A 21,976-nucleotide genomic window follows, 5' to 3' on the forward strand; every position below is an offset into this window, starting at 1 on the left:
CTCAGGTCAGATCGCGCAGAGCGGCGTCGAGAGTTGGATAGCGGAATGTGTAACCGGCCTCGGTCAAACGCTGCGGCACCACGCGCTGACCATCGAAAAACAGCTGCGCCATCTCCCCCGCCATTGCACGCACTGGCGCGGCGGGAATGTGCAACCACACCGGACGCTTGAGGACCTTGCCGGCCTGCTCGGCGAACGCTGCCTGACTGACCGTTTCGGGCGCGACCATGTTGTAGGCGCCGCGCAGAGTGTCGTCGTTGAACGCCCGCGCGATCACCTGAAGCACATCGTCGCGATGCACCCAGCTCATGATCTGCCGACCATCACCCATGCGCCCGCCGAAACCCAGACGGAACGGCAGCAGCAACGGCGTCAACGCACCGCCGGGACCGAACACTACGCCTAGGCGCAGCACCACCTGACGCACGCCAAACTCCGTGGCCGGTTGCGCGGCGGCTTCCCAGCGCGCACAGAGTTCGGCCATGAAACCGTCGCCCTTGCTGGCGTGTTCGTCGAGGCTTTCGCTGGCATCGCGCACGCCGTAGAAGCCGATGGCCGAGGCTTGAATCCATAGCGCTGGTTTGTGCTGGGTGTTCTTCAGCCAGGTCATCAGCGCTTCGGTGGTGCCGACTCGGCTGGCGAGCAGTTGCGCCTGACGCTTGGGAGTCCAGCGTGGGCCGGCGACTGGTGCGCCTGCGAGATTGATCACTACGTCGAAGGAATTGTCGTGGCTGAGTTCGCTGAGCGAATGCACGCAGCGGACGCGGCCGTTGAATAGATTGGCCGCGCTCAACGGATCGCGCGTCAGTACGCTGACCGAGTGGCCGGCGTCGAGCAGTTGGTTGACCAAGGCTTCACCGATAAACCCGGTGCCGCCGGTGATCAGCACGCGTTTGAAAGCGCCACCGGCAAACGGGTTGGATTGGCTCGGTGCCTTTACTGAAGGGGATTTTCGGCGGTCATGCCGATACAACCAGAACAGCGGCGGCAACAACACCAGCAACGCAAAACCGTCGAGCCACAGGTGCGACCAGACCTGTTGTTGCGCTGAGAGCCACATGTCCTGCGGCGCCCATAACAGGATGCCGGCGCTCAACCAGCCCCAGACTGCCGGGGCTTTCAAGCGATTGCCCAAGTGCACCAACGCGAGCATGTACAGCGAATAACTTTGCAGCGTCGCGCCGAACAGCGCGAGCCACCAGACTTGTTGTTCGTGGCCGGCGGCGGGCACCGGGTCGGTGCCCCAGAATGCGAGTTCGAGAACTTGCAGATAGCCGTCGAGTAAACCGGAATGCCCGGCCCAGGTCAGGGTGAGTCCGGCGAGGATGTGCACGATTGCGGCTGCGTATAGCCAGAGCACTAACGCGGGGCGAAGCGAGGTCGAGGGGGCTGGCATTCCATGTCCTGAGCGCATTCCTTGGGGGTGGGGAGTTTAAAGGAAAATCGCGGTCGTCAGATGCTCAAGTATTAAACGTTTAAGCGCTGCGGATTCTGGCTCAGCGCATATGAAAACGCGTTAGCCATGATGGCGGAACGCGTTTAATCACATCGAGGTGAAAAGGCGTCGGGCGCTGTAAACGCCCTTCTTCACTTAACCGCACTAAAAGCAGCTGCTGGCCACTATCGGTTCGGCCACTTCGGACTGAAGTCGCTTAATCGCATTGATGCCCGAGTCGTTACCTTTGTCGGCAGCAAGCTGATAACAGGCCAAGGCGCGAGGAGTATCTTTCTTTCCTAGATCGCCGCTTTTCCAATAATCGCCTAACGAAACGAATGCATGCGTTGATCCCATGGTGGTAGCACGAATCAACTCTTTTTCAACGTCCAGCGGGCGCTGGCAGGGTCCTGAACCGGCCAATTCATTGCCAAAACAATAGAAGCCAGCCAACGACTCAGCACCGCTCGGTGAATCAACGGCTGCTGCTTTGAAAAGAGCCTCAACTTTGCCGTATTCCAATTGCGGGGCCATACCCGACAGACTCAGCCCGGCCGCAGCCGAACTAGATATAGGATCACCTGAAGCGGCCGCGCACAGGTAATTTTCCAAAGTCGCCTCAAAAAGTTCTCCTGTCAGTCGGTATTGCTCAAGGCCGCCCAAGCCAGCAAATCCTTGTCCGCGCTGCCAACAGAAATTCTCCGCACGACTCATTTTCCGCGTACTGGCTACAGAAAGCTCTTTATCAGGAATCGACCAGTCCTCAACCCCATCAAGCGTCCAGCAGGACTTCCGCGAAAAGTTGAAAATCTTGATATTGCTGTTGCCAGCGCGTTTATCCACAACGTTAACGTGGCGGTCATCCACCTTCTCGATCTCTATTCCTTCCACTTTCCCATCGGGCACGGCCACCATTAAGGGAAACGCCATATCGCGTCCCACCTCCGCAGTAACGTAGGTCACAATCCGCCCTATATCCGACGTCCCCTTTAATACCAGCAGCTTCACGGCCTGCGCAGTTAGTCGCTTCTGCGATTCGGCATTAGCGGAGAATGCTGGAAGAAACTGTGCAAAGTCTTGCGTAGGGCACGAGCCACGTCCAATTGTCGGGCCACTCCCGGTATCGGACGCGATATTGTCCAAAAACACTGAACGGTCACGACTCATACTGGCGATGCAATTGTTCACCGCTGCCACATGCGCCGAAGAGCCCGGTTCCGTCTCCAACGCATCGACCTGGCAATCGGTATCGCGCAGTTTGATCCAGGCGCGCTGAGCCTCCTGAACCGTTGCCTTTTGGCTCGCCGCAAGAATTGGATCGGTCTGATATCCACCTTCGAGCCGAACCATCAATTCTTGATAACTGGTATTCAACTGCGCATCTGCAGCAGCCTTGGCACTCACAGAACATCTTTCCCTCTGAGAGTTCGTAGTGATATCGACACATGCATCTTGAGCAAATGCATGTCCCCCCAACAGAGATAAACCACCAATCAGCACGGCGGGAAGCACCGGAATAAGATATTTACTCAAGGCAAATTCCAACAATATTTTGCGAAAGTGTATTTTCAAGTCGTGCTTATTCTTCAAGGGAGATAGCCATTTTCAGAGTAGATCCATTCAGATAAACGACTGCTTCGCGCCCATTAATATCGACAGGGGTAGGATTCTGGATCATTCCTTCATCACTAGCCTTCGCAATTTTTGTTAACGTCTTATCCGCAACATTGGCACGCCAAATAGTTTCATCACCATTCTTGAAATAAAACGTCGGCCGTGACTTGCTCCAAATCGGAGCATATATATTCCAACCAGCCTCGGGCCGACCAGCCTGCGCTATCGTTTCATACCCTGAGGTGTGCGAGTAGTACGCTTGCAATTTTCCATAATCACCCCCCCAACCGAATGTCAAACCACTAACAGCATTTTCATCAGTATTTGGCCACTGCTGGAACAGCAAACTGCTTTCCAATGGCGGAGATTTTGAACCGAGCTTATAAACCATCCCCCGCAGCTGATTCTTAGAGAGCTGCTGTCGATAGAAAAACGCCCCATCGAAGATTCCCGCGAATCTTTTCCCTTCGTCGTTTGAACCCAAACTCAAAGCACCATCAAAACCGATATCTTTCGCAATCGTGTGCAATACCGGCCTGTCGTTGCGATCAACGTACTCATATAGATTACCCCGGTACGCAATCATCGCCGCATCAAAATGCCCTTCAAACACGATGACATGCAACATGCCTGAAATTGTTTCAGCAGAGATCAAAAATCGCTCGACAGTCCCTTTTTCATTGGGAAGCCATGCTAAATCAATGACCTTCCATGAACGTTCAAACTGTGTGTAGGGTTTATCACCCAACATTAACTTAATATCTTTCTGAGTTGGCCTAGGCGCAATTGGAACCGGCGACAGAAAGCGTATCTGCCGAACATAAGAGTCCTCTAAGCACTCCACTGACTCACAAGAATTACGCTCTGACTCCAGCCAATCACTTTCGATTATTTGTAAAGCTCGCCGATTTTTTATCGGTTTGAAGACCTCACTGAGCTTTTCGTCCATTGCGGACAAAGAAGGAGAACTACAAATTTTCCTTTCTACGTCCGTCGAAGCTTTGCCACAGTCGAAACTCGCAGAAAGTGCGACCGAACTGAATAGCAAAAAGGTTAACGACAAACAGCAGGAGAGCGAATATAAATTTTTCATTGAATCAGACATAAAAAATTTTCCCACCATCGAAACGGATACGTTTACGCTCCGCCTCAAAATCAAATAATTTTGCGCGACAAATAATCCGTCCCCTCTCACACGTAAAGGAAATAGCGCAAAAAAGAGAAGAAAAGTTTGTTCATGCTCATCCAAGTAGACGCTTTCGCGCCAATGCACTGGCTTGTCCGTTTCAACGTCTGTTCTTGTCCGGTGCCAAAGCCAATTGGCGAGCACGCTCTATCGTCGCGCGAATCAGGCAGGCATCGGACCACTCACCGAAAACTGATTTATGCAATTTCGGGTCGGCCTGGCACTCCGCATCTCGAAATTTCATCCAGGCTCTTTGAGTTTCCCTCAGTGCTTTCTGACCGCTTTCGTCCAGCCGGCTCATTCGATCCCGATATACAGAGTTCAACAATGCATCCGCGTCAGGAACCATCAGATCAAGAACACCATTTCCCGAGGGAAACCACTCAACGTCCGCCAATGCCTGTTCGCTTTCATTGTTCCAATTGTAGAGGCCGTTTTCTTCGATCTTCAGTGTGGCGGATCGCTGATGGTGATTCGTCGGATCGCTCTCGCTGACCTCCGAGCGATAAACAATTTCCAAATAGATAGGGTCGGTTGTGCGCTGAGGATCATTCAATAGCGTTTGCCGAACAATGGCCCGTTGCTTTTCGCTCTCAGTGATCTCTATCGAAAAGCACGGATCCGGCCCAGGACGTTCTGCGGACGCCTTCCTCTCCAGGCATTGATTACGAACCGCCATGGAAGGGGTATCCGAACCGCCACCCACATCAACGACTCTGACAAGCAACCGGACTTCCGGGTCTTTGGAAAAGTCGGCCTGAAGGATGGTGGCAATCATCGTGCCCTCAGCCATGACCACAGGCGACAGTATTGAAAGTAAAAAAATGAGGCTGAATCTGAAAAACTGCATTCCTTGGCGTCCGTAAAAAAATCAGTGATCCGTTCAATTCTGAACGGGCCTGCGACAGAAGATAGAGTCAGAACCGACAAGCGGGCCAGATCTATTTAAGTTCTCAACCAAATTCAAAGCGGTCGAGCGCAACAAATAAATCCGTCCCCTTTGATTCCGGCGTGTTATTTAGCTAAAGGAAAGAAAAATGGGACAGACCACTGATAGACCACTTTTTTCTCAACGCCGGATCTATTCGATAGTCAGATTCAAGCCGCGTCATCAGATGCTTGTAACTGACATTCAACTGCGCATTGGCAGCCTTCTTCGCCGCCTCCGAGCAGGGCACCATTTCCAGGCTTGAGGTGACATGGCTGCAGTCATCCTGCGCATAGGCCGCTGAAACCGGCAGCAGCGCGGCCAGCAGGGTTAAAACAAAACGGTTCATGATGTTCATCTTTGAGTCATTCAGGCTTTGCGCTTGGCGAGCCGGGGCCAAACCACGTTCGAGCATAATAAAGCGTGGCCTACCCTATTAAACGCAAAACATTGGCAGCCATCACTATTTAGCGCCATTTATTTTCTTGATATAAGACTTGATCAACCCTGCATTTACATAAGGAAAATGTTGCTCCTCACCTTCTTGATACCCTTCTATCCCACTCAAATTTTTATCAAACCGGATAAGCTTATTCACAACCAATTTATTGTCCGCGCTTTTTTCATACGCATAAACTTGATAAAGCGTTCCGTACGTCCCAATACCCCTGCTCGTGATTTCCCATGAAACCAAAACAAGCACGTTTTTCTTACCCTTCACCGGATAAAAGAAAATAGACTCGATTTTTGGATCTGAGCCAGCCACATCGTATTTATCGACAAGACTTCTATTTTTTTTATTGTCGACTCCAACAACATCCAGAACCAAAGAAACAGGGAACTCCTCGCTAGTCGTCTGCAGGAATGATAATTCGCCTCTGCTTACGACGTCAGTTTTAAACGGCCCCTGAATCACCTGCCCCTGCAAATAATCAGAATCCTGCGCACTGCTGGAATTTGCTAGAAGAAAAACAAAAGCAAACATGAAAAAACGGAGCATAGCCAATGACCTCTTAATTAATATTCATGAGTGCAGCAAGTGCTTGAAATCTAGTGTTCCTGTCCGCGTATCCGTTTTGGCCGCCATTCACCATTTGTGTTACGTCGGCCACACTTCCTGTCTTGGCGACCTCGCACAACTTAGTGCCTCCCTGACCAGTTTTCGTGAACCAGAATACGAACGCAGACTCAACACCGTATTCGGTCGACGAAACCAGAAGATCCGGGTTTGCCACAAAATCCTGAATATCCGACGGGTTGCGTTGATTATGTACGTTAGTAAACCGTTGATATTCCGATTTCCCCGTCACCTGCAACATTCCGCGGCCGCGGTATCGATAGCCATCTCGACTAGCCTCATTGCCATTACCCATTCGATCGGCGTAGACGTAACTGGCAAGATTTTCAGCATTCAGCGCGTAATGACTTGTCTCTGTCCAAAGTTTGCTTCTCAACACACCAAAATCACAGCTATCCGTCTGCTCATTATAGCCATTCACTTTATTATGGTATCTGCATCCATAAGTTTTTTTCATTTGCCGCGCGCTGAACCTCAAACCTTCTTCGACAACTCTGAGTTGACTTTCATGACCAACTTGAGACAGAAAATGCGCAATAGCCTTTGGTTGTTCAAGCTTATACGCCAAAGCATATTTATTGAGATAGGGTAAAATATTGGCGTGATGCGCCTCCTCTCCTGCTGGATTGGCAGCCCGAAGCATCTCTAAGGTAATAAGATCACGTGGAGCAGTAAAACTACCGATAAGCGCAATCGGATGAATATGGCGAACATTAGTATCACTGGTAATTCCATGCTGCCCGACAAGCTTGTCCCACCAGCTCAACTTTTTAATTCTTGCTTTTTCTTCAATCCATTCATTATGTGGCTCTGATTCACTATGGCCCATCAATTCATCCAGAGAATCCCATTTTTCTTGTTTGAATTGCCACTCGTTTTCATAGCGTGTAACCATCTGAGAAATCGGCTGTGCGAACCATGGTTTACTCAAAGCCTCTTTTACTTCTGAAGGCGTGAGCTTTTTATCACCGTTTCTGTCTAGTATTTTGTAAAGCTTTTGCTTTGTAGAACCTTCTTCGGCGTTACCGATATTAGGCTGGTAGTTAGCTTGTTCTTCCTCACTAAGGCCTTCCTGTGCATGAAGAAATGCGGCCAAATGATCCACGTTACTCCCAGCTTCATCTATAAAGCTGAAACCTTCCCACTCAAAGGGAGAATGGCGTGACAACGCAGTGTCCGGCTCTGCAAACCACCCGCTAATTTCATTCCCCTCTGCATCACCAAGCAATCCGTCCAGACGCCACCAAAGCGTGTAGGTGGTGGTTCCCCCCATAACAACAGGAACTTTGATCTTTTTTTCCGCTGGTAGCGCGTCCAACACTCCAACTGGGACAAAGAAGTCATATCCAACTTTTTTGTGGGGATCCGTCACCTTCGGAGGATTTGTTGCGCTCATTCCTTGCGTGTGAGTGACCAACACGCTGTCTTTTGGAATTTTTACGAGCGTTTTTCCAGCCGCAGGCAACCCCGCAGCTTTTTCTTTACTCAGTTCGGTAAATGCCTTTACGTCTTCGCAGCTAAACACCTCGACGTGCAATAAATTCTTCGGGGCCGAATCCGAATGGTTTTGATATTTGCCCACATGGCCGATCAGACTCCCCGCCGTAATCGGGAATGGAGTTGTCAGGATATGCACAGCGTCCTTTTCGGCAGGCTCACTTTTGGCTTCAAGTTGCCCCTCCCAGACATAACCGAGCACTTCAGCAGGAGCCAACGGTGGAACAGCATTCCCGCTGACAATTTCCAACAGTTTCTGGTATTTGCCACGCGTCCCGTCACTCCCGATCCTGACTTGCGTGCCGTGGGGCAAAACTGCTTTTGCAGCGCCTGACTGGCTCGCAGTAGCGCGAACAACGAGACCTTTCTGAGGTGGATTCATCGGGTCTTTTGCAGCGGTACCAATGACGTAAGTGTTGGGTGTCGAGCCGGCTGTCATTTCTCTCTTGAATACCCAGCCTGTTCCGGGCTGGAGGTCGGTATTAGCGGGCGTGACGCTGACCACCTTAAGCCAGCCGTTTTCTTCTTCACCCGTCTCGACGACCGTACCGCGGCTCAAAACCGTTAACACGGTTGCGTACCCTGACTTGCCACGCGGTTCCTGACGAACACGCAAACCGAGGATTTCGTCGTCAGCCGACGCTTTGACTTGCAACGTACCCCCACCCCAAAAGGGTGGTCGCGACAATGCTGGCGTTTCTTCGTAGTTCTTCCACTGCAACAAATGCATGTAAAGACTGAAAAAATTCAGGCTTGGACCAGCCGCTGGCGGTGAAGCGGGCGATCCAGCAGGAGCTGGGGGTGCTGGTTGCACCGGCGCTTCCAATCGGTGTTTAACCAATACAAAACCGGTCGAAAATTCAGCCTCAGCCGTACCATAAGCGGATTTCGGGTACGTGCTGTCAATGCGATAAGCGATTACTTCACCGTCAGCGATGCATTTAACTTCCGCCAAGTCAGTTACCAAACCCGAGGCTTCATCGAAATGAACACCACCATGCCAAAGGCCATTGGCCCCCAATGGATAGAACCCATCTTTGGCATTGGCTAAAGCCTTATAAAACTGCTGCGGATCCGTCGCTCCTGCCGCCCCTACTTTTAAGGGATACGACCATTTTTCTACTTTCTTGGTTGTCTCTGTCATTACCAATTACCTGAATTCTGATCCCTGGTGGCTTGGATTGCCGTCGATGTCTTAACCGGAAAAATTGAGCATGCGTTTCGGTTTGCGTTTGATCTTTTCCTCAGACGCATTCAACAACGCCTGATCCATCAAACTCCCCGCCTTATCCTTATCCGCCGCCCCTGGTAGCACCGGCGGTTTAATCCCGATCCCCGTGCCGGAACCAGCCGACCCACCGGCATTGATCTTGATCACCGGCCCAACAACCGTAACCCCACCGCCATCCAGCTTGATAAAGCTCCCACCCCCAAGAATGGTCAGCTCCGTCCCCGCCTCGATAACAATCTTGTCCCCAGCCTTAAGGTGAATCTCTTTCCCCACGCTGGTGAGCTGCGCAGTCCCCAACTTCACATGCTGGTTCTGCCCAATTGTCAGGTGATCATCCAGCTTCGCTTCAACCTTGCGGTCGGAGATCGTGGTGCGGTGCTCCTCGGCCTTCAGCTCGGTGTAGGTGTTCTTAACCACCGTGTCATGGCGTTCATTCCCGACCCGAATCTTCTGGTCATGCTCGACGTTCTCATCCCAATCGCGCTGGGCATGGATGTAGATCTGCTCCGCACCTTTCTTGTCTTCGATGCGCAGTTCGTTATACCCACCGCCACCCGGTGAGCTAAGGGTTTTGAACACACTGCGAGTCTTGTTCGCCGGCAGTGCATACGGCACCGGGTTTTCCTTGTGGTACAGGCAGCCGGTGACGAGCGGTTGGTCGGGGTCGCCTTCGAGGAAGGTGACGAGGACTTCCATGCCGATGCGCGGGATGCTGATGGCGCCGTAGCGGTCGCCGGCCCAGGAGCTGGAGACGCGTAGCCAGCAGCTGGTTTTGTCGTCGGCCAGGCCTTCGCGGTCCCAGTGGAACTGGACTTTGATGCGGCCGTATTGGTCGCAGTGGATTTCTTCGCCTTTGGGGCCGGTGACCATGGCGGTCTGGCTGCCGAGGACGCGCGGTTTCGGGTGTTCGAGGGCCGGGCGGTAGAACACGTCCCACGGGGTGGCGAGGAAGGTGTTGCGGTAGCCTTGGTGGAAGTCGTCTTTGTTGTCGGTGGTGTCGCTGGTCACGCCTTCTTCGAGGACTTGCGGCTGTTTGCCTTCGTGGAAGATTTCGGTGAGCAGCCACAGGTCGTTCCACTCGCTGCGCGGGTGGTCGGACATGGCCATGAAGTGGCCGCTGACCAGTTTGGTCTGGTCGCCGCGACCTTCGGCCTGACGGTAGTCGGCGCGGTGGCGTTCGAGGGCGCGCTGGCTGAGGAACTTGCCACGGGCGCGGTCGATGAAGCGGCCGGGGTAATCGTAGTCTTCCAGATCCGGCTCAGTGCTCTCGCCTTCGGGTTTGTACGCGGCTTCCATTTGCAGGCGCGGTTTTTCGAAGTCGTAGTCGCGGCGCGTGGTGCGGCTGGTGCGGGTTTCCAGGCGCAGCTTGAAGCCTTTGATCACCGGTTCTTCGGCGACCATGCCGCTGCCTTGCACGTAGGCGGTGGGCTGGCCGAGTTTCTGGAACACGGTCTGGTCGTCGCCGAACACCAGCAGGTGACCCTTGTCGCTGTGCTGGAAGTGGTAGTGAATGCCTTCCTCTTCGCACAGGCGCTGGACGAAGTGCAGGTCGGTTTCGTCGTATTGCACGCAGTAGTCGCGATCCGGGCACGGCTGGCTGAGCTGGAAGCTGTAGGCGTTGCCCTTGATGCCGTGTTCTTCGAGGATCAGCGCGATGATTTTCGGCGCCGACATCTGCTGGTAGATGCGCTGGTTGGTGCGGTGATGCAGGTATTGCAGTTGCGGCACCATCGACACTTTATAGCGGGTCAGGCGCTTGCCGGCATCGCCTTGGGCGACGCGGTAGATCTGCCCGTGGATGCCCGAGCCTTGTGGATCGAATGCCAGAAACGCTTGCTTGTGCAGCAGTTGTTCGAGGTCCAGATCCGGGTTTTCGCTGACCAGTTCGAGGTCGAAACGAAACGGCTGGCTGATGCCTTCGGTGCCGGTGAACGACAGCACTTGCAGGTCGCCGACGTAGTCTTCGACCTTGAGGCTGAAGTGGGTTTCGTTAGCTGGGTTGAACATAAAGTGCTCCCTGTTCGAATGTCATCCGTTACGCCCGAAGTCGCAGACGTTGCAGCCAGGACGAAGTGGCGCCCAAGGCGTCACGCAATTGTTGGGCAGTGATGGTGCGTTCTGCCGGGTTGAAGCTCAGCGCTGTTCGCAGCGCTGGCCAGCCATGTTTCGGTAAGTTCGCCGGGGCGTGCAGTTCGCGCTCCAGATGCTCGTCGCGGGCCTGGGTCGAGGGCAAGCGGCGGAACGGGTGTTTGCCGCCCGCCAGTTCATAGATCACGCAGGCTACGCCGTACACGTCCGCGCTGGCCGACAACGGTTGGCCCTCAAGCAGTTCGGGGGCGGCGTAGCCTGGGGTCCAGGCGTTGAAGCGTTCGCGGCTCAGGTGTGGCAGGCCGGGCAAGATGCCCTCCTCTGCCTGACCGAGGCCGAAGTCGAACAGGCGCAGGCCGTCTTCGCTGAGCATGACGTTGCTCGGTTTCAGGTCACCGTGCAGCACGCCGCGACCGTGGGCGTAGGCCAGCGTGTCGAGCAGCGGCAGGATGATGTCGCGCAGCTCTTGCCACGGCAGGCCGAGGGGCCGCTCGCAGAGCAATTTGTCCAGGGTCAGGCCACGCATGTATTCCATGGTGATGAAGGCCCGCTGGCAGTCGGTGTCGACTTCAAAGGTATGTGCACGCACGACGTTGTCGTGGCGCAGGCGTCGGGTCAGGGCGAACTCGCTGTAGAGCAAGGCACTGGCGTCCGGCGATTCGGCAAATTCTTCGCTGAGGATTTTCAGCGCAATGTAAGGATCGGGATCACCGAACTGTTCGTGCAGCAGATCCCGCGCCCGGTAAACGGCGCCCATGCCACCGGCCCCGAGCAGACGCTCGAGGTGGTAGCGACCGGCGAGTATGTCCGGCAGTGCACCGATGCTGGCCTTGGTCGGCGCCAGCAAAGGCTCTGCCTTGTTTTCCTTGGCGAAGGCGAAGTAGGTCAGGTTGTTGGCCTGTTCTTCGCTCATCAGCAAGTCGTCGACTGAGGATTCGATTTCAGTCATTGGCGGATCACCACGGCTGTCAGGTTGTCGCGCGCGGCGCCACGCAGGGCGCCGTCGAACAAACGTTCCAGCGCCACGTGCGGCGCGCTGAGGCTGAGGGCGTTGCCAAGGGCATCGCTGCTCAGGCCCTGATACAAACCATCGCTGCAGAGCAAAAACGCATCACCCGGATAGACCTCGAGTTCGAGGACATCCAGGGTCAGTTGTTCGGCGGCGCCGACGGCTCGGGTCAAGGCCTGAGCCGCTGGGTGCGCTGCCGCTTGTTCGACGCTCATCTGTTGCTCGTCGATCAATTGTTGTTGCAGCGAATGATCCTTGGACAGCTGATACAACCGCTGCCCGCGCCACATGTAGCAACGGCTGTCGCCGGCCCAAATGCAGGCTGCGCGATTGCCTTCCACCAACAGCGCCACGACGGTGCTGCCCATGATGCTGTCGTGGCGTCCGGCAGTGACCGTCAACTCCTGCCCCAAGCGCCGGTTCAGCCAGTGCAGGCACTGGCGAATGGCTTTGAGGCGTTCGTCGAAGTCCTCGTGTTGCGGCAGTTCAGCCAGGCTGGCGACGATCAACTGGCTGGCGATGTCGCCACCCTGATGACCGCCCATGCCGTCCGCGACCACCCACAGCCCCTGCTGTGGCGAGTCGAGGAAGGCATCTTCGTTGCGCGCCCGCACCTTGCCCGGGTCGGTACGCGCCGCGCTGCGCCAGGCACTGGCCACCAGCATCAGAGCTGCACCGGCATACGGAAGGTGCGCAGTACGCCCATGTCGAACGGGTTCGGCGTGCGCTGGCTGGTCAGCAGGTAGTTGGCGCGCAGGCCACCTACATCGGCTTTCAGCACCAGCACATCGCGACCGGTCAGGTACTCGGTCTGCATCAGGTCGAACAGACGGAACAGCGACCATGGGCCGGAGTTCTTCTCGATGCCGATCGGGCGACCGGCCATTTTGTCCATGACCAGACTGGTGCGACCGTCTTCAGCATCGGTCGGCCATTTGAACGACATTGGCAGGATCGGACCGTGGCGGTATTCCATGGTTTTGTCGCCGAACTTGAACTCGGAACGGCTGACCGCCGGGTCGAGGGTGTACGGCTCCAGTTTGAACTGCACGGTCGGCTCGGCCGGGTTGATCGAGAAGAAGCTCTGACGAATCGTCAGTGCCGCCGCCATCTGGTCGAGATACATCTTCGATACCGGCAGGCTGTGACCATCGACACTGCGCATGCGGTAGTTGCCCGGATCGCCGCTGACGAACGGACGCAGGTAGCTGTCGAAGAAACGGTCGACGGTGCCTTGAGCGCGGAAGAACTCGCGGAAATCGCTGATCGCCACGTCGCTGGTGCTGCTGGCGCTGAACGGATAACGCTTGCTGATGGTTTTGCCATACACGCTGTACAGCTCGTTCTGATAACGGCCGTTCAGGTATTGGTAAGCATCGTTGAGCACCAGACGCCACGAGTCTTCGGCCAGCACGTTGAACCACACGCTGAGCGGACGCGGCAGACGGCTGGAAGCATTGCGCAGGTTGGTCAGCGCATCACGCTGGCCGCTCATGCGGGTTTTCGCCATTTCGAACGCGGCTTGTTCCGGTGTGCTGGAACGGGCCAGACCGGCCAGTTGCAGTTGCAGGTCGTTGAGCGCGCTCAGCGCAGGCGTCAGGTCCGCCGCCGGGCCGTTGTTGTCATCGAGCAAACGATGCAGCGGTTCGAAGCGGCGTTGCAGCGACTTCTTCGCGGTGTCCGGCAGGGTCTTCGCCACGTTCAGGGCCGAAGCCTTGTCCGCGACAGCCGAGGCCAGTTTACCGACTTTACCCAGTTTGCCTTTCTGCCCGGCCAGTGCATCAGCAGCGTCGCCAGCTTCTTCGACAGGATCTGCAGCGGCCTGGAAGCGCGTGTTCTCACGCACTTCAGTGAGCAATGCCAGCACCGGCGAGTTGGCCGAAGTCAGGCCCGCCAGTTGTTCGGCGCCTTCACCGGCGTCGCTGATTGGCGGCAGGGCAACCTGGCCAACGGCTTCGCTCCAGTAATTGGCGTAGTCGCGGAAATACAACTGCTCCAGCTCGACCATCAGACGACGCAAGTCCATGTCGCTGATGCCGGCGCCTTCACCCAGCACCCAGTTGTCACGCAGGATGTCGGTGACCAGCGCCGAACCCTGTACCGAGAAGTACTGCTGATAACCGGTTTGCGTGTAGAAACCCGGGATCACGTATTCGGTGCCGATAAACAGCGAGCCTTGTGGGCCGAGGTGTTGGCTGAAACGATAGTCCGGCAGGTTGCGCGCCTGCTCGCGGAGCATGCGGTAAACCACGGTGGCCAGCGATTCGCTGCGCAATACCTGACGCGCCTGAGTGACCAATTGGTCGTTCAGCGGGTAGATAAACGGCTGTTTCAGCAGGCGATCGAGGTGCGCACTCAAACCGTTCTGTACGGCGGTGTTGCCGGTATAGCGCGTCGACCAGTCAGTAGCGACCCAGTCCTTGAGCCACGCGGCATCGCGACGATCCTTCATGTTCAACATCAGGTACGCGCGCAGGCTGTTGAGCAGGCGGTCGCGGTCCTTCATGTTGGCGCGGATCTGCCCTTCGAGCATGGTCGCCACCCGTGGCAGCAGTTGCTTTTCAAGCTCGCGCTCGTAAGCCTCTTTGACCACTGGATTGACGTCTTCACCTTGATACAGCCCGCCACGTTCGTGATACGAAACGTCGCCCTTTTTCGGAAAGACCTGGGTTGCGGCGTAGCTGGTGTCGAGGGTTTTCAGCACGCCCATGGCGTCATCACGCGGCGACAAAGCCGTGCGCTGCTGCGTCCAGTTCTGCGCCAGATTGCGCAGGTTTTCCAGGCGCTCGTAGTTGGCCGAGAAACCACCGGCCCAGAGCATGCCGAACAGCGCCAGCGAAGCGAGTGCGCCGACGTACAACGCACGCTGGCCCCAATGGATGCGGCTGCGTTCGCGCTTGTCCAGACCGGCCAGATCGGCTTCGGGGAAAATCACTTGGCTGAACAGGTGATGGATAAACCGCGAACGGCCGCTGCGCAGGGTCGGCAGCACGCCGGCGCTCATGCCGAGACTGGCGCCGATGCCGGCGGTGGTGGCATCCATCTCTTGGGTCAGGTGCGGCGCGCTGGTCAGGTAGAAACCGCGCAGTTGCGTGGCACGCTGATAACGGTTGCCGGTGAACGCCATGTCGACGAACAGGCACAGGCGCTCGCCGATCTGCCCCAGTTGATGCGGGAAGTCGAGGATGCGACCACGGCGCTGAGTGTCGCGCTCGGAGTGCATGCGCATGATCACTTGGCTGTTGAGGCGACGCAGCAGTTCTTCGAACTCGTTGCGCAGCACAGCGACGTCGGTGCCGACCTGATCCTTGCGGAAACTGGTGCCGAGCACTTGATCGCTTTCTTCGCGAGTCAGTTGATCGAAGAACTCGTCGAAGCCGAGCAGCTTGTCAGCCTTGCTCAGGACCAGGTACACCGGCACGTCGACGTGCAGTTTCTGATGCACGTCTTGCAGACGGCCGCGAACCTGGCGTGCGAGGGTATCGATGTCCTGCTCACTGCCGCCAAGCAGGGTTTCCACCGGAATGGTCACCAGCACGCCGTTCAACGGACGCCCGCGACGGCGCTTGCGCAGCAGTTCCAGCAAGGTGGTCCAGGCGCTGCCGTCGACTTCCGCGTCAGGCTGGGTCATGTAGCGCCCGGCGGTGTCGATCAGCACACCGTGGTCGGCGAAGTACCAGTCGCAATGACGGGTGCCGAGGGTGTCGCGGGTCAGCTTGCGGTCGATCTTGTTGATCGGGAACTCCAGACCGGAAAAGTCCAGCAGGCTGGTCTTGCCGGAAGCCTGCGGACCGATCAGCAGGTACCACGGCAAGTCACTGCGCCAGCGCTCGCTGCGGCCGCGATACAGGCTGGAAGTCTTCAGGGTTTTCAGCGCGTCTTTGAAACGTGCCTTCAACTCCTTCTGTTCTTCGTCGATCAGCTCCTCGCGGCGAATGCGGTCCTGGCCGTCCTCGCTTTCTTCCTCGGCTTTCTTGCGAATACCCGCGCGCCAGCTGACGAAGACCATGGTCAGGCCCCAGATCAGAAACAGCACAGCGATGGTCAGCAAGCGAGAGGTCGAGCTCTCCCAGAACTTGTAGTCATCAACCGCCAACAACGGGCCGACGAACCACACCAGCAGCGCCACGAACAGCACCAGCAGCAAGGTCCAGACCCAGGTCTGGCGCAGGAAGGCGCCGACTTTCTTGAAAAACTTTTTCATCACACGTCCCTGTTTACGGCTGCGACTGCGGTTGCACCGCGGCCGGATCAAGCGGCTGATAAGGTTGCAGAACGGTGTCGCGCTGCTCGCCCAAGACCCAGGCGAAGCCCGAATACATCACCACCAGGCAGACCAAAGTGAACAACACCACCATCCACGCCGGCACGATGCGCACCAGGTTGCGGCGCTGATCGTTCAAGCCTTCCCAGTGCGGCGACAACTCGCGCGGCACGTCGCCACGCAACTGACGAATCTGCCGGTACAGAGCATCGCGGATGCCTTCAAGTTCGAGCATGCCGCGTGCTTGCACGCGGTACTTGCCTTCGAAACCGAGGGACAGGCACAGGTACATCAGCTCGAGCATTGGCAAGTGCTTGACCGGGTTTTTCGACAGGCGATCGAGCAACTGGAAGAACTTCTCGCCACCGAAGGTTTCGTTGTGGAAGCTGCTCAGCAGGCTCATCTGCGACCATTCGCTTTCGTTGCCCCACGGTGTGGTCACGACAGCTTCGTCGACCACGGTGCAGAGCACGTAACGCGCGGCCATCACCTGGCTGCTCTCGGCGCCGTTGTGCAGGGCGCGTACTTCAAACAATTTCAGCCCGGCAGTCAGACGCTCGTTGAGTGCGTACAAGTCTTCGCGGGTTTCGCTGTGCTTGAGGCGCACCACTTCCGAAAGCAGCTCGGACGAAGCAGCGACCAGCGAATTGAGGCTGATGTTGAACGCTTCTGCCGGGCGCAGGCGCGCGGCGTAGATCATGCGTTCTTCCAGTTGCTCGAAACGCGGCGGCGCGGCGAAGTCGGTCAGCGGACTCGATGCCGGTCCGTGGCCCTGACGATCGAGCAGGACGGTTTTGTCGTCCTGGTTGTAATCCGTTTCCTTGATCATGTCGGTCAGTTCCTGATGGCCCAGAATTTCAGTTCAAGCTCGGCGAATTCGCCGGACACGTGGAACGCGAAACCGCCGGAGCGCTCGAGTTGTGCCAGGTCTTCGGAACTGAGTTCGAGGATGAAATAGGTTTTGTTCGAGTGGAACGCGATCTGCCGCGGGGCCACCGGCAACGGTTTGACCTTGATCCCCGGCAAGTGCAGGTTGACCAGTTGGCGGATACGCTCCACCGGGCCGACCTTGAGGTGCGCCGGCAAACGGTGGCGCAGTTCTTCGGAGTCGCAGTTGGCACTCGCTGCCAGCACGAACGACGCCGAGCCGAGCAGTTTGTGGTCGTGCAACGGCGAGACGATGATGCCGTACTGACGTGCTTGCAGGATCAGTTCGATGGCGTGCTGCTCGAGCACCATCGACAGCACCTGGCGAATCGCTTCCATCAGTTTGCGGAAGCTCCCACCCTGATCGGCGTGGGAGTAGCGGCTGTCCAGGCGCGGGCGTTTGCTCTCGCCGGAAAAGGTCGCCAGATCGCCGAGCATGGTCAGCAGCGTGCGGTACAACTCTTCCGGGTGCACTTGCTCCAGGCCGAGGTAGTGGCGCAGCAGCAGTTCGGTGCGGTTGATCAGTTGCAGCATCATGAAGTCACCGACCTCAGCACCGCCGACCTTGCCGTTGGAGCGAATCCGCTCGGCAATCGTGTCGCCACGGTGGTTCAGCATGCTGATGACTTCTTTCAGGCACGACAGCAGGTAGCTGGAGGCGTGGGCCTGAATGTAGGTCGGCACGAAATCCGGGTCGAGGCTGATCACGCCGTCCGGCGTGGTGTCGAGCACGTCGCAGATCTTCAGCTTGACGTAGGCCTGATCGCTCTGCTGCTCGCCGAGCAACAGTTTGAAGTCCGGGCGACCGCAGCTGACCTGGCTGGCGGAATCGTCGCCGGCGTTGGAGTCGGCCACTTCGGCGTCGTACGCGGTGTAACGCGCAAGCACGTCGGATTGCTCCGGACGGCGCGACTCGATGTGGTTACCGGTGACCAGCGGCAGCGCCAGGTAGATCGGCGTGTTGCCGGTGTTCGGCGGTACGTCAAGCGCCAGCGGCTCGGTGTTGCCACCGAGTTCGAACAGGCTGCCGTCCGGCAGAATCCCCGAGGCTTCACTGATCACCAGTTTGCCCATGTTGAGGAACTGCAGGTCGATCTCCAGATTGAGGAAACCCCAGGTGTAGCCACCCAGCAATTGGGTGCGGGTTTTCATCTGGTGATCGTAATAACGATCGTTGTGCTGGAAGTGCTGCGGCCGCAGCAGCATGCCTTCCTGCCAAATGACTTTATGGGTATTCATGATCAGTCATCCGCCTTGGCGAGCACTTGATTGGTGTTACGGATGCCGGTCTGGTCCAGAGTCAGATCGACTTCGGTGACTTCCAGCGGAGTGATCTGAACGGTGTGGCGCCATTGGGTGTCCGGCAAGTCGCGGTAAGCGGCGAGAACGCCCACATAAAGGCTGCCCTCTTCCACCTTGAGCTTCATCTCCACAGTTTCACCCGGGCGCAATTCGAGTTCTTCGCTGGCCACCAGATCCGGGTTGAGGGATTCCTTGGCGCGTTCGTACAGGCTGAAGAAGTCAGCGTTCTCGAAGGTCACCGGGTGCTTGAGTTCGAACAGGCGCACGACGATCGGCGACGGCCGACCGTTGAGGTCCGGGTTGAGCTGATCGCTGCCGGTCAGCTTCAGGTTGATCTTGGTCACTTTCGAGTACGGCGACAGCGACGAGCAACCGGCGAGCAGCACCAGCACGGTGAGCGCAGTCAGCGTCTTGAAAAAAGCGGTAGAGCGGCGAGACATGCGCATCATCCTTGGTGGTCGGTGTGGAGGGTGGAGATCAGGCGGATCTGTTCTTCGTAAGCCTGGGCAAAGTCGCGGGCCAGCAGGCGCTCGCTCCAGTCATCGTCCTGACGCAGCGCCTGGTGATAGCGGCCGAACGCTCTCCAGCGCCCGCCCGATGTCGCGATCAACGGCTTGTTGTCGCGCTCGAAACGCAGGGTCAGTTGCTCCGGCGAGAAGTGCTCCAGCGTGCCGCGTACGGCGGCGCGGCTGGCGGTCAGCAGTGCAACTTGATGCGCCTGCAGATCGCGGAACGCACGGGAGATCGCTTGCTCGGCCGGCAGATGGCCGGGCTTGCTTGGCTGCAACAGAATCTGCAGGGCTTCGCTCGGATCGACGGCGAATTTCAGCGGATTCTTGTTGGTGCCTTGCACGGTGGTCTGGGCCAGACGCAATTCGTTTTTCAGCTCCGAGCGGGTGCGCAGGCTCTGCTGCAATCCGCCGATGCTTTGGCGCAGCAAGCGCGCCGCGTTCAACGCCAGGGCTTCGCGTTCGTCGTGGCTGAGACCTTTGACGTCGACACCCAGCGCCGCACCGAAATGATCCCAGAAACCTTCGCTCTGGCGCTCGACGGCTTTCGGTGCTGGAGCGGGCTCAGGTTCGACCGGAGCGGCAATCAGCTCCGGCACCATCAGGCTTTCCATGTCGATACGTGCGTAGTCGGCACGCTGACGGGAATCCTCAGGCTTGGTGTTCGGCGCCAGCAGTTCGTCGATTTCCGAGTACACACGCTCTTGCTGCTCGAGAGCATTGAGCGGGTCGAGATCGAGGAAGGCATCATCGGGAATGATGCTGCCAGCGGCGCGTGGGCGGCCGACTTCGCCATCGAAGGTCGCCGGGTCACGGACCAGGCGCGCGCGAATCTCGAAGTCACCCAGCACGTAGGTGCTGCCGTGCTCGATGCGCACTGGTTCGCCTTTGTGCAGACGCGCGCCGCTCTCGCCGTCCTGGACACCGTTGCTGCTGGTGTCGGTGAGGAAGAACGTGCCCTCGCGATAGCTGACAATCGCGTGGTGATTGGACAGGTGACGCTTGCGGTCAGGGATGATCCAGTCGCAGTCCTCGCCCCGCCCGATCACGCCGCCGGCCTGTTTAAAGGTCTTCTGGCACAACTCGGTGGGCACGAACTGCTTGGTGTTCAGCATTTCGAAAACCAATTCCATGTTTGATGCTCCTTGCGGTCACTTGCCGCGATTGACCGCTTGCGGATCACCCAACGGGCGATAGTCGTTGTCGTTGAATTTGTAGTTGCCGCTACAGCCGCCAAGGCCGCATAGAACGACGAGGGTCAGCAGGACAGCGTGCCAGTGACGAACAGACATCAGAGGGTCTCCAGGTGTAGACAAAGCACAAAGCGCCGACCCTTGCGGGCGGCGCTGAAATTGGTTTTTGTGGGGATTTCGATGACGTTTTGCCTACCCATCGAAATCTCCCAGATTGATGTTCAGACGGCCGAGCCGATACAGCAGCGTGCGTCGCGGCAAGCCCAGTTCGCGGGCGGCGAGGGTCTGGTTGCCGTCGTTTTTGCGCAGGCAGTCGAGCAATAACGTGCGTTCGACCTGCTCCAGACGTTCGCGCAAATTCAGGTGGCTGTTGTCTTCCGGCATTGCCTCCATGCGCAGGGAGAAATGCTCGGCGAGCAACTCGCCGCCCTCGCACAACAGCACCGCACGCTCGACCAAGGCCTTGAGTTCACGCACGTTGCCGGGGAAGTTGTAGCCGGACAGGTGTTCCAGCGCCGCACTCGACCAACGCACCGGATCGCGTTGCAAATAAGTGCAGGTCTTCTCGGCAAAGTGCTGGGCCAGTTCGAGGATGTCGCCTTCGCGCTGACGCAGCGCCGGCAGCTCGATCGGGAATTGCGCGAGGCGGTAGTACAAGTCCTCGCGGAATTTGCCCTCGCTGACCAGCGTCGACAGATCGCGGTGCGTTGCGGCGATGATGCGTACATCGATTTTGTGCGTGTCGTTGGAGCCCAGCGGACGGATCTCGCCTTCCTGCAACACGCGCAAGATCTTCGCCTGCAACGACAACGGCATGTCGCCGATCTCGTCGAGCAACAACGTGCCGCCATTGGCCGCATCGAACAGCCCGGCGCGGTCGCGATCGGCGCCGGTGAACGCGCCTTTGCGATAGCCGAACAGTTCGCTTTCCAGCAGATTTTCCGGAACCGCCGCGCAGTTCTGCACGATGAACGCCTGAGAACGGCGCGGGCCGCAATCGTGAATCGCCCGCGCCACGACTTCCTTGCCGGTGCCGGTTTCGCCGCGCAACAACACGGTGTACGGACTGTGCAGGACTTTGCTGATCAGCGAATGGGTCTGGCGCATCGCCGCGCTTTTACCGATCAGGCCATAACCACTGATGCTCGGCACGCTGCGCGCCACCGTGGCCGATTCCGCCAGTGGCTGGCGCAGGCGTTGCAGCAAATGCAACTGGCCCAGCACGAACGAGCCGAGCTGGCCGAGAGAATCAGCGAAGCCTTGCAGGTGGGTACGACGACGGCTGGCGCACAGCAGCAAGCCTTCGACCGCTTTGTGCTGATTGACCAGCGGCACGCACAGCAGCGACTGCCACGGCGAGTTCGCCGCCGGCAGAAAACTGGTTTCGTGCAGGCTGCCGCTCAAGTCGTCGAGGCACACCACGCGGTTCTGGCACAGGGCGAATTGCAGCAGTTGTTCACCGTTGTAATCCGCCGGCAGGCTCGCGGCTTCACGCGGTTGCAGGGCGCCATCGAGGCATTCAGCGTTCATTCCCAGGCACGTGTGGGTGGCGTCGAGCAGATACAGCTGCGTCAATTCGCAGCCGCTCAGCTCGGCCAGACCGCGCACGAAGTCACCCAGCAACGCAGCACCGTCCGCCGCGCGCGACAGACTGGCGAACTGCGCCAGCAACGCTTCGGCATAGACCAGTGGCTGCGGCACCTGAGTGAACATCA

General features: G+C 57.4%; 17 protein-coding genes. All 17 read right to left on the reverse strand.

Translation table 11 applies throughout. The features are described 5' to 3' along the window. Nucleotide 1 precedes the first annotated feature (1 nt). Nucleotides 2-1,396: a TIGR01777 family oxidoreductase gene (locus AB4O01_RS19640; RefSeq protein WP_460089284.1), complete on the reverse strand. Its 1,395-nt coding sequence runs from the start codon at nt 1,394-1,396 to the stop codon at nt 2-4. A 204-nt stretch (nt 1,397-1,600) separates the two neighbouring features. Beyond that, entirely contained in the window at nt 1,601-2,968 is a 1,368-nt protein-coding gene (locus AB4O01_RS19645; RefSeq protein ID WP_460092290.1) for a lysozyme inhibitor LprI family protein, read from the reverse strand. Nucleotides 2,969-3,014: 46 nt separating this feature from the next. Next, entirely contained in the window at nt 3,015-4,379 is a 1,365-nt protein-coding gene (locus tag AB4O01_RS19650; protein ID WP_460089286.1) for a lysozyme inhibitor LprI family protein, read from the reverse strand. Beyond that, the gene (locus AB4O01_RS19655) at nt 4,336-5,085 is read right to left on the reverse strand and encodes a lysozyme inhibitor LprI family protein (RefSeq protein WP_460089287.1); all 750 of its coding nucleotides are present in this window, start codon (nt 5,083-5,085) and stop codon (nt 4,336-4,338) included. Before AB4O01_RS19655 ends, AB4O01_RS19650 begins: the two co-directional genes overlap by 44 nt. Before the next feature lie 172 nt (nt 5,086-5,257). After that, nucleotides 5,258-5,521, reverse strand: coding sequence for a lysozyme inhibitor LprI family protein (locus AB4O01_RS19660; protein WP_460089288.1), 264 nt, complete (start codon nt 5,519-5,521; stop codon nt 5,258-5,260). Between the two features lie 105 nt (nt 5,522-5,626). Further along, complete coding sequence (locus tag AB4O01_RS19665; protein ID WP_460089290.1) at nt 5,627-6,163, reverse strand: hypothetical protein; 537 nt, start codon at nt 6,161-6,163, stop codon at nt 5,627-5,629. Nucleotides 6,164-6,176: 13 nt separating this feature from the next. Further along, on the reverse strand, nt 6,177-8,882 hold the full coding sequence (locus AB4O01_RS19670; protein ID WP_460089291.1) for a hypothetical protein: 2,706 nt from the start codon (nt 8,880-8,882) through the stop codon (nt 6,177-6,179). A 51-nt stretch (nt 8,883-8,933) separates the two neighbouring features. Further along, a complete protein-coding gene (locus AB4O01_RS19675; protein WP_460089292.1) occupies nt 8,934-10,976 on the reverse strand; it encodes a type VI secretion system Vgr family protein in 2,043 nt (680 codons plus the stop codon). Nucleotides 10,977-11,004: 28 nt separating this feature from the next. Continuing rightward, nucleotides 11,005-12,006 carry a serine/threonine-protein kinase gene (locus AB4O01_RS19680; RefSeq protein ID WP_460089293.1) on the reverse strand — a complete coding sequence of 334 codons (1,002 nt, stop codon included), beginning with the start codon at nt 12,004-12,006 and terminating at the stop codon, nt 11,005-11,007. Then, complete coding sequence (locus tag AB4O01_RS19685; RefSeq protein ID WP_038359322.1) at nt 12,003-12,731, reverse strand: PP2C family protein-serine/threonine phosphatase; 729 nt, start codon at nt 12,729-12,731, stop codon at nt 12,003-12,005. The genes AB4O01_RS19680 and AB4O01_RS19685 overlap by 4 nt, the downstream gene beginning before the upstream one ends. Beyond that, complete coding sequence (tssM, locus tag AB4O01_RS19690; RefSeq protein WP_460089294.1) at nt 12,731-16,270, reverse strand: type VI secretion system membrane subunit TssM; 3,540 nt, start codon at nt 16,268-16,270, stop codon at nt 12,731-12,733. The genes AB4O01_RS19685 and tssM overlap by 1 nt, the downstream gene beginning before the upstream one ends. 13 nt (nt 16,271-16,283) lie before the next feature. Further along, on the reverse strand, nt 16,284-17,159 hold the full coding sequence (icmH, locus tag AB4O01_RS19695; RefSeq protein ID WP_007920301.1) for a type IVB secretion system protein IcmH/DotU: 876 nt from the start codon (nt 17,157-17,159) through the stop codon (nt 16,284-16,286). A gap of 5 nt (nt 17,160-17,164) precedes the next feature. Next, entirely contained in the window at nt 17,165-18,496 is a 1,332-nt protein-coding gene (gene tssK / locus AB4O01_RS19700; protein WP_007920300.1) for a type VI secretion system baseplate subunit TssK, read from the reverse strand. Between the two features lie 2 nt (nt 18,497-18,498). Continuing rightward, nucleotides 18,499-18,999, reverse strand: coding sequence for a type VI secretion system lipoprotein TssJ (gene tssJ, locus AB4O01_RS19705; RefSeq protein WP_007920299.1), 501 nt, complete (start codon nt 18,997-18,999; stop codon nt 18,499-18,501). Nucleotides 19,000-19,004: 5 nt separating this feature from the next. Beyond that, complete coding sequence (tagH, locus tag AB4O01_RS19710) at nt 19,005-20,201, reverse strand: type VI secretion system-associated FHA domain protein TagH (protein WP_034152083.1); 1,197 nt, start codon at nt 20,199-20,201, stop codon at nt 19,005-19,007. 18 nt (nt 20,202-20,219) lie between these two features. Beyond that, entirely contained in the window at nt 20,220-20,360 is a 141-nt protein-coding gene (locus AB4O01_RS19715; RefSeq protein WP_003229566.1) for a hypothetical protein, read from the reverse strand. Between the two features lie 93 nt (nt 20,361-20,453). Further along, the gene (locus AB4O01_RS19720) at nt 20,454-21,974 is read right to left on the reverse strand and encodes a sigma-54 interaction domain-containing protein (RefSeq protein WP_460089296.1); all 1,521 of its coding nucleotides are present in this window, start codon (nt 21,972-21,974) and stop codon (nt 20,454-20,456) included. Nucleotides 21,975-21,976: the final 2 nt, after the last annotated feature.

The sequence above is a fragment of the Pseudomonas sp. S2_E02 genome, assembly GCF_054668355.1.

Coding starts and splice junctions, on each gene's coding strand:
- tagH (WP_034152083.1), bottom strand. CDS start 20,201: ATGGAATTGGTTTTCGAAATGCTGAACACCAAGCAGTTCGTGCCCACC.
- icmH (WP_007920301.1), bottom strand. CDS start 17,159: ATGATCAAGGAAACGGATTACAACCAGGACGACAAAACCGTCCTGCTC.
- AB4O01_RS19640 (WP_460089284.1), bottom strand. CDS start 1,396: ATGCCAGCCCCCTCGACCTCGCTTCGCCCCGCGTTAGTGCTCTGGCTA.
- AB4O01_RS19680 (WP_460089293.1), bottom strand. CDS start 12,006: ATGACTGAAATCGAATCCTCAGTCGACGACTTGCTGATGAGCGAAGAA.
- AB4O01_RS19720 (WP_460089296.1), bottom strand. CDS start 21,974: ATGTTCACTCAGGTGCCGCAGCCACTGGTCTATGCCGAAGCGTTGCTG.
- AB4O01_RS19665 (WP_460089290.1), bottom strand. CDS start 6,163: ATGCTCCGTTTTTTCATGTTTGCTTTTGTTTTTCTTCTAGCAAATTCC.
- AB4O01_RS19675 (WP_460089292.1), bottom strand. CDS start 10,976: ATGTTCAACCCAGCTAACGAAACCCACTTCAGCCTCAAGGTCGAAGAC.
- tssK (WP_007920300.1), bottom strand. CDS start 18,496: ATGAATACCCATAAAGTCATTTGGCAGGAAGGCATGCTGCTGCGGCCG.
- tssJ (WP_007920299.1), bottom strand. CDS start 18,999: ATGTCTCGCCGCTCTACCGCTTTTTTCAAGACGCTGACTGCGCTCACC.
- AB4O01_RS19715 (WP_003229566.1), bottom strand. CDS start 20,360: ATGTCTGTTCGTCACTGGCACGCTGTCCTGCTGACCCTCGTCGTTCTA.
- tssM (WP_460089294.1), bottom strand. CDS start 16,270: ATGAAAAAGTTTTTCAAGAAAGTCGGCGCCTTCCTGCGCCAGACCTGG.
- AB4O01_RS19655 (WP_460089287.1), bottom strand. CDS start 5,085: ATGCAGTTTTTCAGATTCAGCCTCATTTTTTTACTTTCAATACTGTCG.
- AB4O01_RS19685 (WP_038359322.1), bottom strand. CDS start 12,731: ATGCTGGTGGCCAGTGCCTGGCGCAGCGCGGCGCGTACCGACCCGGGC.
- AB4O01_RS19660 (WP_460089288.1), bottom strand. CDS start 5,521: ATGAACATCATGAACCGTTTTGTTTTAACCCTGCTGGCCGCGCTGCTG.
- AB4O01_RS19670 (WP_460089291.1), bottom strand. CDS start 8,882: ATGACAGAGACAACCAAGAAAGTAGAAAAATGGTCGTATCCCTTAAAA.